The following is a 12,923-nucleotide window of genomic DNA, read 5'->3' as shown; positions in this document are numbered from 1 at the left end:
GGGTCTTTGGGGTGTGCCCCCCGCCGCGGGGGGCCCGCCCCGGCGCGGGCGGGGCTGTCCTTAAAAAATCCTAATCCATTGGCGCCTCGCCCCGGGGGGGGGGGCGGGGGCGCCTGCGCGCACCGGCACCCCTTGTGATCAGAAGAAGCAGACGACGGCGTAGCCGCAGCCGACGAAGTCCTGGCAGCTGCCGATGCCGAGGCACTTGGTGAGCTCGTCGAAGTCGCCGACCTCGTGCAGTGCCGGGGGCTCGTAAATGGCGGACATGGTTCCTCCCAGATGGGGATCGTCCGGGCCGACCAGTTCGGCCCGTGACATGTCTGGGAATCTACGCAGCGTCATGTCCCACGGTCATGGGTCAGGTGCCTCACGACCGTCCCGCCGCCCGTCCCGTCAACCGTCCCAACGCCGGTGGCGCAGCCAGCCGGCCGCCAGTGCCACGACGGTCCACGCGAGGAGGACGGCGAACCCGGTGAGCGCGTCGTCCGAGCCGACCGTGAGCATCCGCATGCCGGCCCGGTCGGGGAGGTACCGGACCATCTCCTTGGTCGCGCCGATGGTGGACAGGATCTGGGAGCCGGCGAGCACCATCGGGAGCAGGACGGCCAGCGGGACGACGGCGCCGCGGGCCGTCGAGGCCACGCCCGCCGCGAACAGGCTCATCATCGTCAGATAGACCACGGCGCCGGCGAGGGCGCGGGGGACACCACTCGTGTCGATGCCGGCGCCGTGGGGACCGAGGGCGAACTGCGTGAGCAGGTAGCCGAGGACGGTGACGGGGATCGCGACGGCCACCGCGGCGGCGGCGGTGACGGCCGCCTTCGCCAGGTAGAGCCGCCCGCGCCGGGGCACGGCGAGCAGCGAGACCCGCATCATGCCGGACGAGTACTCGCTCGAGACGAGGAGCACGGCGAACACGATCAGCGCCAGCTGGCCGTAGAGGACGCCGTCCATGCCGGTCTGCTCGGGGGTGAAGTCGGAGCGGAGCAGGGGGTTGTCCGACTCGATCGCCTTCCTCGCGGACCAGCCGCCCAGGGCGGAGAGGAAGAGGCTGGCGGGGGCGAACAGCAGCAGCGCGACGAACGTGCCGCGGACGCCGCGCAGTTTGGTGAACTCGGCCCGCATGGCCGCGGCCGTCTCAGACACGGGTGCTGCTCCCTTCGGGGCCGGTGAGCTTGAGGAAGGTGTCCTCGAGCGATCCCGTGTGGGTGCTCAGCTCTTCGAGCGGGAGGTCGCCCGCCGCGGCCAGCCGGTTGATCTCGGCCGCCGTCATGCCGTCGACCTCCAGGCTGCCGTCGTGCGCGAGGCTCAGCGAGGCGCCGTTCCGTTCCAGTTCCCGGTGCAGGCGCAGGGGTTCGGAGGTCCGCACCCGCACGTAGGTCCGTGCGTGGCGCCGGATGAACTCCTCCGTGCCGGTCTGGGTAAGCAGTCGTCCGCGGCCGATGACGACCAGGTCGTCCGCGACCACGGACATCTCGGCCATCAAGTGGCTGGAGACGAGGACGGTCCGGCCCTCGGCGGCCATCGAGCGCAGCAGGTCGCGCAGCCATCGGATGCCCTCGGCGTCCAGGCCGTTGACCGGCTCGTCGAGCACCAGGACGGGCGGGTCGCCGAGCAGGGCCGCGGCCAGGCCGAGCCGCTGTCCCATGCCGAGGGAGAACGTGCCGACCCGCCGCCGGGCCGCTCCGGTCAGGCCGACCGCCTCCAGGACCTCCGCGACCCGTCGCCGGTCGATCCGGTTGCTCTGCGCGATCCAGCGCAGATGGTCGGCAGCGGTCAGGCTGCGGTGCGCGACCGCCGTCTCCAGCAGGGCGCCGACCTGTCGGGCGGGGTACGTCAGTTCGTGATAGGGGCGGCCGCCGATGAGGGCGGTTCCGGCATCCGGGCGGGTGAGGCCGAGGATCATGCGCATCGTCGTGGACTTCCCGGCCCCGTTGGGGCCCAGGAATCCGGTGACGGCGCCCGGCCGCACCGTGAAGGTGAGGCCTGCCACGACGGTGGTCTCCCCGTACCGCTTGGTCAGGTTCTGGACTTCGATCACGGGACGAGTCTCGTCGGGCGGGCCGGCCGGCCGCATCGGTCCGGGGTCGGGATTCCGCGGCGGCCCGCACGGGCCGAACCCATACCTGCGGATGAGTCCGGCACCCGGGAACGGGTCGGGCTCAGTACGGCAGTGTCACCACGATCCGGAAGCCGCCGCCCGGCCGCGGCCCGGCGCCGAAGGTGCCGCTGTGCGCGGCGACCCGCTCCTTCATCCCGACCAGGCCCATCCCCCCGCCGGGCACGGTGGGCCGGTGCCCGGGCCCGGGGCCCTCGTCGGTGATGTCGATCGTCAACGTGCCCTGGACGGCCGCGATCCGGACCCGGCAGCGGGTGGGCGCGGCATGCTTGACGACGTTGGTCAGGGCCTCCTGGACGATCCGGAACACGGACAGCGCGACACCGTTCGGGGGCTCCTCCTCGTACTCGCTCCGCAGGTCGACGCGGACTCCGGCGGCCTCGGCCGTGCGCACCAGGGCCGGCAGGTCCGTCAGCCCCTGGACCGGCCGCAGGTCGCCGGCGCCGCCGTCCTGCTCGCGGCGCAGCACCTTGAGGGTGGCCCGCATGTCACGCAGCGCCCGGCGGCTGATGTCCTCGATCACCGCCAGGGCTTCCCGCGCCTCCTCGGGGCGGGTGGTGGCCACGTGGTTGGCGACGCTCGCCTTGATCGCGATCACGCCCACGCTGTGGGTGACGACGTCGTGGATGTCACGGGCGATGCGCAGGCGTTCCTCGGCCTTCGCCTGCTCGGCCGCGTGCTCGATGGCGCGCCGCAGGCTCTCCCGCCGTTCCCTGACCGCGGCCCCCGTCGCCCAGGTGGCGCCGAGGACGAGCACTCCGAGCACGACCTGTACGGCCCTGCTCCCGCCCTGGTACCCCTGCCCTCCCGACACCGTCATCAGGACCGCGCCGGCCGTGCACAGCCCGGCGACGAGGGCCACGGAAAGCCCCGGTCGCCCCCTCCTGGTGGTGGCCACCAGGTACAGGGCGTAGGCGGCGGCGAGGAAGGGGGTCGGCCCGACCCCGGCGACCAGCGCCACCCAGGCGGCGGTGAACGCGACCGCGAACACCGGGACCGGCCACAGCCTCCGTACGACCAGCGGCAGCGCGGTGCCCAGGGACAGCAGCCACACGGCGGTGGCGCTCACCTCGCCGCCGTCGGCCGGACGCAGCACCGACACCTGCGGGAGGATCACGAACCCGAGCGCGGCCAGCCCGTCCAGTGTGATCAGGCGCCGACGAGGAGCATTACCCATGTGCCGAACGTAGGGGGCCGGTTCGAGGCGCGTCCAGTACGGGCGTGGATCAAGGTCGGCGTGTACCGCAATTCGCCCTGCGGGTGTACTGTCGCCCGCCGGCGACCAGGCCCATTGGTCCACACCATATGCCTGTCGACAATGCCCCCCCTGTCTCTGGATAAACATCCGTTCCTCGGGAAACAGTCGTCACCTCCCCGTTTCGGCCACCGTCCGCCGCGCCCGCACGGTGCCCGGCGCGGAGGGAGGGCAACCGGTGACGGGGCCGCGCCGGGCCCGTGGCCCCAGGGACTCCGGGCTCACCCGCGAGCCCAGGGGACCGCCGGCGTCCCCGCGCCACACCCGTCCGGCGAAGACATACCGGATGACCGGATAGTCACTCATCAAGCGGAACGATCCCTTGCAGTTAAGAGCGGAACTTGCGTTTCGATCATTCGTCTACCCATACTCGCTGGAGCACCGGACCGGCCTTTCTCCTGCAAAGAATGACGCACCGAAGAAAAACGAGCCGTACGACGTGCCAAACGGGGGACGTACAAATGGAGATCAACCTGTTCATCATCAGCGACAATCCGGTTTCACTCGCCGGACTGGAGACAATCATCGAACAGGATGGCAGATTCACACTCGTCGGCCGGGCCGTGGGCGTCCTCGACGGCATGCGATGTCTCGAGAACACCGAATTACAGCCGCACGTGGTCATCCTGGGCGAGCCGTCCTCGAAGAGGTCCATCTACGAGAACGCCCAGCAGATCGTCTCGACATACCGCCGCCACAAGACCAGGCCCAAAATGATGGTGGTGTCGCAGAACGACGACGACGACGCCGTCTTCACCGCCCTGCGCGTCGGGGTCAGCGGATACCTCTCGCACATGAGGTCCTCCGAGGAACTCCTCCACTCCATCGAGATCGTGGCCAAGGGGGGCGCCGTCTTCAGCCGGACCATCGCCTCCCGGCTCAGCCTGCATTTCTCCACCATGCGGATCCTGCCGGAGACGACCGGGCTGTCCGAACTGACCAGCAGGGAACTCGAGATCCTGGAACTGGTCGCCGGCGGACTGAGCAACCACCAGATCGCCCGTCGGATCTTCCTGGCGGAAAAGACCGTACGCAATTACGTCTCGCGGATCTTCGCGAAACTGGAGGTGCACGACCGGGCCTCCGCCGCCGTGCTGGCCCGCGACGCCGGTCTCGGAAAGGAGACGCGGGAAGTCCGCACCGCGTAGCACGAGTTCACCTCAGGCGTGGCATGACATAGCTCTGCCGAACGCGCCTGACCCGCAGGAAGAAGCTCCGGTTGGAGCGGGTGGCCGACGTCGGCCCCGCCGAGCCGGGGCTTCGGCGTGCCATGCCCGAAATGAGCATTCCGGCCCCATCGGAACACAAGGAGTGAACGAGTCGTGTCCCCCACCGAGTTGCCCCTCGTCTGCCTTCCCTTCGCGGGCAGCGGAGCCGGGTTCTACCGCGCCTGGAACGTCGCACCGCCCGGCCTCAAGGTCGTACCCCTCCAACTTCCCGGCCGTGAGGAGCTGTTCCTGGAGGAGCCGTTCACCGACGCGTCGGAGGCCGCCGCCGCCCTCGCCCCGCGAATACTGGAACTCGTGGGCGGCGAGGCGCCGTTCGCGCTCTTCGGGCACAGCCTGGGTGCCGTCCTCGCGTACGAGCTGGCCCGCGAGCTGGGCGGACGCTCCGGACTCCGCCACCTCTTCGTGAGCGGATCCCCCGGACCCGGCAGCGGGCGCGAGCGGCGGGCGACCGGGCTGGACGACGAGGAGTTCCTGGCCCGCGTCGGCGAGTTCGCCGGCTACCGGCACGCGGCCTTCGACGACCCCGACCTGCGGGAGCTGCTCCTGCCCCTGCTGCGCGCCGACGTGGCGATGCACGAGGACTACGTCCCCGCCTCCGACACCCCGCTGCCGCTCCCGGTCACCTCGCTGCGCGGCGCCGACGACGGGCTCGTCTCCCGGACGCAGGCCGAGGAGTGGCGGAGCACCACCGGGGCGTCCTTCGACTACCGGGAACTGCCCGGCAGCCACATGTACCTGGTCGACTCCCCGGAGGTGCTGCTGGCCACGGTCGCGCAGGTACTCTCCGACGGCGGCGCCGCCCCGGCCGACCCCGACCGCGGAGGGTCGCCGTGCAGCTGAAGGGCAAGACGGCCGTGATCACGGGGGCGGCGCGCGGGCTCGGCCGCGCCTGTGCCGTCCGCTTCGCGGCGGAGGGCGCCGACCTGCTGCTGCTCGACATCGCCGACGACCTCCCCGGCGTGGGCTACCCCATGGGCTCGGCCGCCCAGCTCGCGCACACGGCCGACCTGTGCGCGCGGCACGGCGTCACGGTGCTCCCGGCCCACTGCGACGTGCGCGACCTCCGAAGGGTCACCTCGGTCGTGGCGGAGTGCCTCGACCGGTTCGGACGGCTGGACGTCCTGGTCAACGGCGCGGGGATCGCCGCGCCCTCCGGCCGCAGGGTCCACGAGATCACCGAGGACGAGTGGTCGCTCATGCTGGACGTCGACCTGTCGGGCGCCTGGCGGATGACCAAGGCCGTGGTCCCGGCGATGATCGAGCAGCGCTCGGGAAGCATCATCAACATCGCCTCGACGGCCGGTCTCGTGGGCTACCGGCACTTCGCCGGCTACGTGGCCGCCAAGCACGGCATGATCGGCCTGACCAAGGCGGCGGCACTGGACTACGCGCCGCACCGCGTCCGGGTGAACGCGCTCTGCCCCGGCTCCGTCCGGGACGACCCGCTGGTCGAGGGCCGGATGCTCTCCGAGATAGCGCGCTCGCTCGACGTCCGCGTCGACGAACACGAGGAGGTGTTCGTCCAGGCCCAGCCGATGAACGCCCTCATCGAGCCCCCGGACGTCGCCGGTGCGGCCCTCTGGCTGGCGGGCGACGACTCGCGCCAGGTGACCGGCAGTGTGCTCACGGTCGACGGCGGCTTCAGCGCCCGGTGACCGTGCCCGCCCGCCCCCCTTCGGAGACGGAGATCTGATGACCGTACGCACTCCTGCCTGCCACAGCCTGGTGGTACGCGCCCGGTACCCGGTCGACCGGGAACAGAGCCGGACGTTGTTGGAACAAGAGAGCAGGGAACGGCCGGAGCCGGCGGGGTCGAGGCTGTGGACCCTGCCGCTCGCGGTGGACTCCTCGACCGGCCCCGGGCACGCCCGCGTCCGCCAGGAGGCCGAGCGGCCCCTGCACCCCTGCGGACCCCCGTTGCGCGCCGTGCTCGTGGAGTACGCCGACGGGGTCGTCGACGCGGTCCTGGTGGCGCGGCGTTCGGTGCCCTACGGCGTCCTCGTGCGGCTGGCGGCGCTCCTCCTGGACGGTGAGCCCCTCGACGGCGACCCGCTGCCCTCCCTCGACACACCGGACGCGCAGGACGCGCAGGACGGGTCGGACGGGGACACCACGCCGCTCACGGTGCCCTGGGGCCTGGGGGACCGCCAGGCGCCGGACTCCACCGCCGCCGGGACGGTCCCGCTGACGGACCGTCCGGAGTGGCCCGGGGAGGAGGCCCTGGTGGCCGCGGCGGCGCTGGCGCTGGCGCGCTACCAGGGCGGGCCGGAGGCGCGCATCGCGGTGTTCGACCGCGCGTTCCGGGCGGGCGGTCCCGCGGTGCGCTCCGTCCGGGTCGACGCGGACGGCACGGTCGCGGACCTCCTCGCGGCCGGTACCGGCACTCCGCTGCCCGGCGCTGCGGTCGCGAGCGTGGGCGTGGTCCTCGGTGACGCCGCCTCCGGGACGTCCTACACCCCGTTCCCGGGGTCGGGGCTCTCCCTGGTCCTCCATCTGGAGCGGCAGCCCGACGGCACCTGCGCCGCCCGCCTCCACCACGACCCCCGCACGGTGGCCCCGCCGACCGCGGAGTGGTTCGGACGGAGCGTCCTGCACCTGGCCCGGCGGCTGCGCACCCTGCCCGGGACGACTCCGACGGCGCGGCTGGGCCTGCTGGACCACGCCGCGGCCGAGGCCGTGACCCGGCTGGGCGGCTTCCGTCCCGCGGCCGACCCCGGCGAGCCCGCGCCCGCCGGGCCCGGGCCGGAGCGGCGGACGCCGCCGGAGACCATCGACGGGCGGATCGCGGAGCTGGCCCGGCAGCGGCCGGACGCCGTCGCGGTGACCGACGACGAGAGCAGTCTGACGTACGGCCAGCTGGACGACCGGGCGGAGCGGGTGGCCGCCGGGCTGCGCGCCCTCGGGGTGGGCGGCGCACGGGTGGGGGTGTGCCTGGAGCGGGACACCACGCTCGTCGCCACCCTGCTGGGCGTGCTGAAGGCGGGCTGCGCCTACGTCCCGATGGACGCCCGGTACCCCGAGGAGCGGCTGCGCTACACCGCGACCGACGCTCAGGTGCCGGTCGTCATCGGGGACCCGGCGCGCTTCCCCCGGATCGAGGGGGTGACCGTGGTCTCGCCCCAGGAACTGATGGACGCGCAGGAACCCCTGGAGACCGGGAAGACCGGCAACACCGACACGGCCGCCTACGTCATCTACACCTCGGGATCCACCGGCCGCCCGAAGGGGGTCGTGGTCCCCCACCGCAACGTGCTGGCCCTGGTCGGTGCCACGTCCGCGGACCTCGGGCTCGGGCCGGACGACGTGTGGACGTTCTTCCACTCCAGTGCCTTCGACTTCTCCGTGTGGGAGATCTGGGGCTGCCTGCTCACCGGGGGCCGGCTGGTCGTCGTACCGCACTGGGCGGCCCGTGACCCGGACGAGTTCCACGAGCTGCTGGCCCGGCGGCGGGTGACCGTCCTCAGCCAGACCCCGTCCGCGTTCTCCCAGCTCATCGAGGCCGACACCCGGTCGGCCACGGGCGCCGCACCGCTCGCCCTGCGGCTGGTCGTCTTCGGCGGCGAACCGCTGAACACGGCGATGCTGGGGCGGTGGTTCGCCCGTCACTCCCCCGCCCGGTGCCGGCTGGTCAACATGTACGGCATCACGGAGACGACCGTCCACGTCACCGCGCAGGAGGTGACCCCGCGCGAGGTCCTGGAGCGGTCCCGGTCCGTGGGCCGGGCGCTGCCCGGCTGGTGGGTGTCGGTCCGGGACGAGCACGGCCACGTCCTGCCGCCGGGGCCCGCCGGTGAGATCTACGTGGGTGGTGCCGGGGTGGCCGACGGCTATCTCGGCCGTCCCGAGCTGACGGCGGAGCGTTTCCTCGACGACCCGGTGACCGGGGAGCGGGTGTACCGCAGCGGCGACCGGGGCCGGCTGAGGCCGGACGGCCGGCTCGACCACCTCGGCCGGCTGGACAACCAGGTGAAGGTGCGGGGCCACCGGATCGAGCTGGACGAGATCACCTCCGTCCTGGCCTCGGACCCCGGGGTCGCCGACGCGGCGGTCGTCTTCCGGGAGGGCGAGGCGGGGGACCCGGCCGGCGCCCGCATCGACGCCTACGTGGTGCTCCGGGACGGCGGTTCGGTGGACCAGGTCTGGCGGACGGCCCGCCGCGTGCTGCCGGACCACATGCTGCCGGCCGGCCTCACCGGGGTGTCCGGCATCCCGCTGACCCTCAACGGCAAGCCGGACCTCTCCCGGCTCCCGGCCCCGTCCACCGGCCCCGCCCCGGCCCCGGCTCCGACCGCGGCACCGGCACCGGCACCGGCACCGGTCACGGACCGGGACGGCGTCGCGCCGGATCCGGAGGCGAAGGGCGACCTCGGGACCGAGATCCTCGCCGTGTGGTCCGGTCTGCTGGGTGTCGACGTGGAACCCGACGGCAACTTCTTCGAACTCGGCGGCAACTCCCTCCTGGTGGTCCGCATGCTGTCGGACCTGCGGCAACGGGGGCTGCCCAAGGTGACGCCGCGCGAGTTCTACGGGAACTCGACGGCGCGGTCCTTCGTGGAGCTGGTCCTCGGCCGCGTCGGGGAGACCCCGTAGCCGTCCTCGCACTCAGACCAGCGGTGTTCACACCAAGGGAGCGAAGAAGTACGTGACGCGGTGGGCGAAGAGGCCGGTGCCGTCCGTCCGGAAGAAGTCGGCGAACCGCAGGCTCACCGCGTCACCCCCTTTGAGCGTTCCGGTGAAACTGCCGCGCACCGCGGCCTCCCGCCCGGACAGCAGCAGCTGGTCGACCGTGTGCCGGCCGTCGGCGATGACCCGCTCCCCCTGGTAGAAGGCGGTCAGTTCGCCCCGGCCGACCAGGGGCTGGTAGCCCGGCCGTTCGTAGGTCGCGTCGGCGGTGAAGAGTTCCACCAGTTCGTCGAAGCGGTTGGCGTCGACCAGTGAGTAGTAGCGGCGGACCGCGTCCTGGATCGGGGAGGCTCCGGTCATGACTGCATGCTCCCCGCCAGGCTGCGCGGCCGCATGTCGGTCCACTGCCGGTCGATGTACTCCAGGCAGGTGTCGCGGGTGTCCTCGGCGTGGGCGACCGCCCAGCCGTCGGGCACCGCGAGGGAGGCCGGCCACAGGGAGTGCTGCCCCTCGTCGTTGACGAGCACGAGGTAGCCGGCGTCCGGGTCCTCGAACGGGTTCGTCATGGGATGTCCTCATCTCTGCGTCTACGGAATCTCTGCGTCTACGGATCTACGGACTTCTGGAGCTGGTCTCCGGTCTCTCCCCGCGGGCCCGGGGAACCGTGGCCGCGGTTGCCCGGGCCCACGGTTCCCCGGCACGCGGTTCCCCGGCCGACGGTTCCCCGGCACGCCGCTCAGGAGAGCCGGCGCATCCTCTCGGCGAGGATCGGCCCGATCACCCGCAGCGCCTCCGGGCCGGCCATCGCGGCGTGGCCGCAGTCGACCGTGCGGTGGTCGAGCGGCCCGTCGATGTACGGGGCCCACATCTCCGGGGTGACCAGGTCGGACGGGTCCTTCCGGGTGGCCGCGAACACGACGGCCTCCGTCGCCACTGGCGTGTGCCGGTGGGCGGGGGTGATCCGGAGGTCGTTGGCCATGACCCGCAGGACGTCGGCTATCCGGTCCTCGGTGAAGTCGGCCACGGCCGCGTGGTGTTCACGGGCCAGCTCCGTGAACCGCGCGTGCGTGAGCGGTTCCCCGTCGCCGACGGGCACTCCGAACGCCGTCAGCAGCGTCCGGTACACCATGGACGTGTCGAGGGTCGCCTCCTCGGCGAGTTCCTCGGCGGTCCTGGGCCGCGCGGGCTGCGCGTCGAGGAGGACCAGGAACGGGACGTCGAACCCGCGCTCCCGCAGCCGGGCCGCCATGGCGTGGGCGACCACCCCGCCGAACGACCAGCCCAGCAACGGGAAGGGGCCCTCGGGACGCAGCCGGAGGAGCTCGGCGATGTAGTCGTCGGCGATCTCCTCGACGCTGCCCGGCAGGTCGTCCGGCTCGGACAGTCCACGGGCCTGGATGCCGTAGACGGGCACCTCCGCGGGCAGGTGCCGCAGCAGTCCGGCGTACGACCAGCTCAGGCCGCCGCCCGGGTGGACGCAGAACAGCGGCACGCCCTCGGCGCGGGGCCGCAGGGGCAGGACGACACCGAAGGCGTCGGCCGTGCCGTCGTGGTCCGCGTCGAGGCGGCGGGCGAGCCCGGCCACGTCGGAGGTCTCGAACAGGGCGCGCAGCGGCAGCTCCACGCCCAGCACGTCCCGGACGCGGTCGATCAGCCGGGTGGCGAGCAGGGAGTGGCCGCCCAGGTCGAAGAACCCGTCGTCCACGCCGACCCGCTCCACCCCGAGGACCTCGGCGAACAGCCCGGCCAGCACCGCCTCCTGGGGGGTGGCGGGCCCGCGGCCGGCGGCGCCCCGGTCCGGGGCCGGCAGGGCTCGGCGGTCGAGCTTGCCGTTCGGGGTCAGCGGCAGGGCGGGCAGGGTGAGCACAACCGACGGCACCATGTACTCGGGCAGCCGCAGGCGCAGGGCGTCCCGGAGGTCGCGGCGTTCGGCGAGGTGCGGCGCTTCGGCCGGCTCGTCGGGCACCACGTAGGCGACCAGCCGCTGGTCTCCCGGCCGGTCCTCCCGTACCACCGCCACGGCGTGCGCCACGCCGGGCTGTTCCCGGAGCAGGACCTCGATCTCGCCCGGTTCAATCCGGAAGCCCCGGATCTTGACCTGCTGGTCGGCCCGGCCGGCGAACTCCAGCAGGCCGTCCCGGTTCCGGCGCACCAGGTCGCCGGTGCGGTACATGCGGGTGCCGGCCGGGCCGTACGGGTCCGCCACGAAGCGCTGGGCGGTCAGCCCCGGCTGCCCCAGGTACCCGCGCGCCACGCCGGTGCCGGCGATGTACAGCTCGCCGACCACGCCGGGCGGCACCAGGCCGAGGCGCTCGTCGAGGACGTGCACCCGCGTGTTGGCGATCGGCGTTCCGATGGGCGTGCGCTCCGGTGCCGCCCCGGGGGCGATGCCGGCCGCCGTGGACCAGATCGTGGTCTCGGTCGGTCCGTACAGGTTGACGACCCCGGCGGCGCGGGCGGCGAGGGTCCGCGCGAGGTCGGGCGGGAGCGCCTCGCCGCCCACCAGGACCCGGAGCCCGTCGAGGCACTCGGGCTGCTCCTCGGCGAGCGCCCGCCACAGCGTGGGGGTCGCCTGCATGACGGTGGCTCCGGTGGCCCGGAGCAGACCGGCGAGCGCGGCGGGCGTGCGGGCCGTGTCACGGTCGGCGAGCACCAGCGTGGCGCCGCTGGTCAGCGGCAGGCAGAGCTCCAGCACGGAGATGTCGAACCCGACGGTCGTCACACCCAGCCAGCGGTCCCCGGTGGTCAGCGGGAAGCGCGCGGCCATGTCGGCGAGGAAGTTCGACAGCGCCCCGTGCTCCACGACCACGCCCTTGGGCGCGCCCGTGGATCCGGAGGTGTAGAGGACGTAGGCCGGGTCCGCGGCACCGGCGACCGGCGCCGGGTCGGTGTCCGGGCACAGCGCCAGGGCGGCCGCGGTATCGGGGGCGTCGGTGACGACCGTCGCCGAGGAGGGGCGCTCCGCGAGGGCGCCCGCTCCGGCGCCCGTGGCGACGGCGTCGCTGGTGAGCAGGAGGACGGGAGCGGCCTCGGTGAGGATGTGCGCCACCCGGGCGCTCGGGAACTCCGGGTCGACCGGCAGGTAGGCCGCGCCCGTCTTGAGGACGCCGAGGAGTGCGGCCACCAGGTCCGCCGACCGCTCGTACATCAGCGCCACCGTGTCGCCCGGTCGGACGCCCCGGGCGAGGAGCCAGTGGGCGATCCGGTTGGCCCGGGCGTTCAGCTGGGCGTAGCTGAGCCGTGCGGCCCCGGCGACCAGGGCCGTGGCCTCGGGCGTCCGGGCCGCCTGCGCGGCGAACAGCTCCGGCACGGTCGTCGCCGGCACGTCCCGGCCTGTGTCGTTCCAGCCCGACAGCAGGTGTTGCCGCTCCTCGGGCGTGAGGATGTCGACCTGGGCCACCGGCAGTTCCGGCCGCGCGGCCAGCCCCTCCAGCAAGCGCACCCACCGGCCCAGGAACCCCTCGACGGTGGACCGGTCGAAGAGGTCCGTCGCGAACTCCGCGACCCCGCGCACCCCGCCACCCGGCTCCTCGACCAGGCTGAGGGTGAGGTCGACCCGGGACACGCCCGTGCCCACCGGCTCCTCCGCCACCTCCAGGCCGGGCAGTTCGAACCGGGCCTGCTCGGTGTTCTGCAAGGCCAGCATCACCTGGAACAACGGATGCCGCGCCGCCGACCGCCGGGGGTTCAACTCCTC

At 73.1% G+C, this 12,923-nt stretch carries 11 protein-coding genes; 4 read left to right on the top strand and 7 right to left on the bottom strand.

All coding sequences use genetic code 11. The features are described 5' to 3' along the window. Positions 1-138: 138 nt before the first annotated feature. From ACFRQN_RS26070 to ACFRQN_RS26055, 4 genes are all read right to left on the bottom strand, one after another. Complete coding sequence (locus tag ACFRQN_RS26070) at positions 139-267, bottom strand: aborycin family tricyclic lasso peptide (protein ID WP_103079659.1); 129 nt, start codon at positions 265-267, stop codon at positions 139-141. A 126-nt stretch (positions 268-393) separates the two neighbouring features. Continuing rightward, positions 394-1,146, bottom strand: a complete 753-nt coding sequence (locus tag ACFRQN_RS26065; protein ID WP_063780012.1) for an ABC transporter permease — start codon at positions 1,144-1,146, stop codon at positions 394-396. After that, positions 1,139-2,041: an ABC transporter ATP-binding protein gene (locus tag ACFRQN_RS26060; protein WP_049649023.1), complete on the bottom strand. Its 903-nt coding sequence runs from the start codon at positions 2,039-2,041 to the stop codon at positions 1,139-1,141. Before ACFRQN_RS26060 ends, ACFRQN_RS26065 begins: the two co-directional genes overlap by 8 nt. A gap of 121 nt (positions 2,042-2,162) precedes the next feature. After that, on the bottom strand, positions 2,163-3,296 hold the full coding sequence (locus tag ACFRQN_RS26055; RefSeq protein ID WP_380742502.1) for a sensor histidine kinase: 1,134 nt from the start codon (positions 3,294-3,296) through the stop codon (positions 2,163-2,165). A 539-nt stretch (positions 3,297-3,835) separates the two neighbouring features. On the opposite strand from ACFRQN_RS26055, the gene ACFRQN_RS26050 reads away from it, so the two are divergent. The 4 genes from ACFRQN_RS26050 (at position 3,836) to ACFRQN_RS26035 (ending at position 9,193) form a co-directional block, all read left to right on the top strand. After that, positions 3,836-4,522, top strand: a complete 687-nt coding sequence (locus ACFRQN_RS26050) for a DNA-binding response regulator (protein WP_074004729.1) — start codon at positions 3,836-3,838, stop codon at positions 4,520-4,522. 174 nt (positions 4,523-4,696) lie between these two features. Further along, positions 4,697-5,443, top strand: a complete 747-nt coding sequence (locus ACFRQN_RS26045) for a thioesterase II family protein (RefSeq protein ID WP_380742500.1) — start codon at positions 4,697-4,699, stop codon at positions 5,441-5,443. Then, positions 5,434-6,258: an SDR family oxidoreductase gene (locus tag ACFRQN_RS26040; RefSeq protein WP_049649015.1), complete on the top strand. Its 825-nt coding sequence runs from the start codon at positions 5,434-5,436 to the stop codon at positions 6,256-6,258. Before ACFRQN_RS26045 ends, ACFRQN_RS26040 begins: the two co-directional genes overlap by 10 nt. Before the next feature lie 37 nt (positions 6,259-6,295). Further along, positions 6,296-9,193 carry an amino acid adenylation domain-containing protein gene (locus tag ACFRQN_RS26035; protein ID WP_380742498.1) on the top strand — a complete coding sequence of 966 codons (2,898 nt, stop codon included), beginning with the start codon at positions 6,296-6,298 and terminating at the stop codon, positions 9,191-9,193. 27 nt (positions 9,194-9,220) lie between these two features. Here the strand turns inward: ACFRQN_RS26035 and ACFRQN_RS26030 are convergent, their stop codons facing one another. The 3 genes from ACFRQN_RS26030 to ACFRQN_RS26020 form a co-directional block, all read right to left on the bottom strand. Beyond that, the gene (locus ACFRQN_RS26030) at positions 9,221-9,586 is read right to left on the bottom strand and encodes a nuclear transport factor 2 family protein (protein ID WP_380742496.1); all 366 of its coding nucleotides are present in this window, start codon (positions 9,584-9,586) and stop codon (positions 9,221-9,223) included. Beyond that, positions 9,583-9,792, bottom strand: a complete 210-nt coding sequence (locus ACFRQN_RS26025) for an MbtH family protein (RefSeq protein WP_380742494.1) — start codon at positions 9,790-9,792, stop codon at positions 9,583-9,585. The genes ACFRQN_RS26030 and ACFRQN_RS26025 overlap by 4 nt, the downstream gene beginning before the upstream one ends. Before the next feature lie 170 nt (positions 9,793-9,962). After that, on the bottom strand, positions 9,963-12,923 hold a 2,961-nt coding region (locus tag ACFRQN_RS26020), incomplete at its 5' end, for an amino acid adenylation domain-containing protein (protein WP_380742492.1).

The sequence above is a fragment of the Kitasatospora sp. NPDC056800 genome (assembly GCF_042789775.1).
In the GTDB taxonomy this organism is placed as follows: domain Bacteria; phylum Actinomycetota; class Actinomycetes; order Streptomycetales; family Streptomycetaceae; genus Kitasatospora.
This window is presented reverse-complemented; position numbering and strand designations above follow the sequence as displayed.

Bases quoted from the DNA above. Each gene is read 5' to 3' on its own strand.
- ACFRQN_RS26070 (WP_103079659.1), bottom strand. From the start codon at position 267: ATGTCCGCCATTTACGAGCCCCCGGCACTGCACGAGGTCGGCGACTTC.
- ACFRQN_RS26055 (WP_380742502.1), bottom strand. From the start codon at position 3,296: ATGGGTAATGCTCCTCGTCGGCGCCTGATCACACTGGACGGGCTGGCC.
- ACFRQN_RS26050 (WP_074004729.1), top strand. From the start codon at position 3,836: ATGGAGATCAACCTGTTCATCATCAGCGACAATCCGGTTTCACTCGCC.
- ACFRQN_RS26035 (WP_380742498.1), top strand. From the start codon at position 6,296: ATGACCGTACGCACTCCTGCCTGCCACAGCCTGGTGGTACGCGCCCGG.
- ACFRQN_RS26030 (WP_380742496.1), bottom strand. From the start codon at position 9,586: ATGACCGGAGCCTCCCCGATCCAGGACGCGGTCCGCCGCTACTACTCA.
- ACFRQN_RS26025 (WP_380742494.1), bottom strand. From the start codon at position 9,792: ATGACGAACCCGTTCGAGGACCCGGACGCCGGCTACCTCGTGCTCGTC.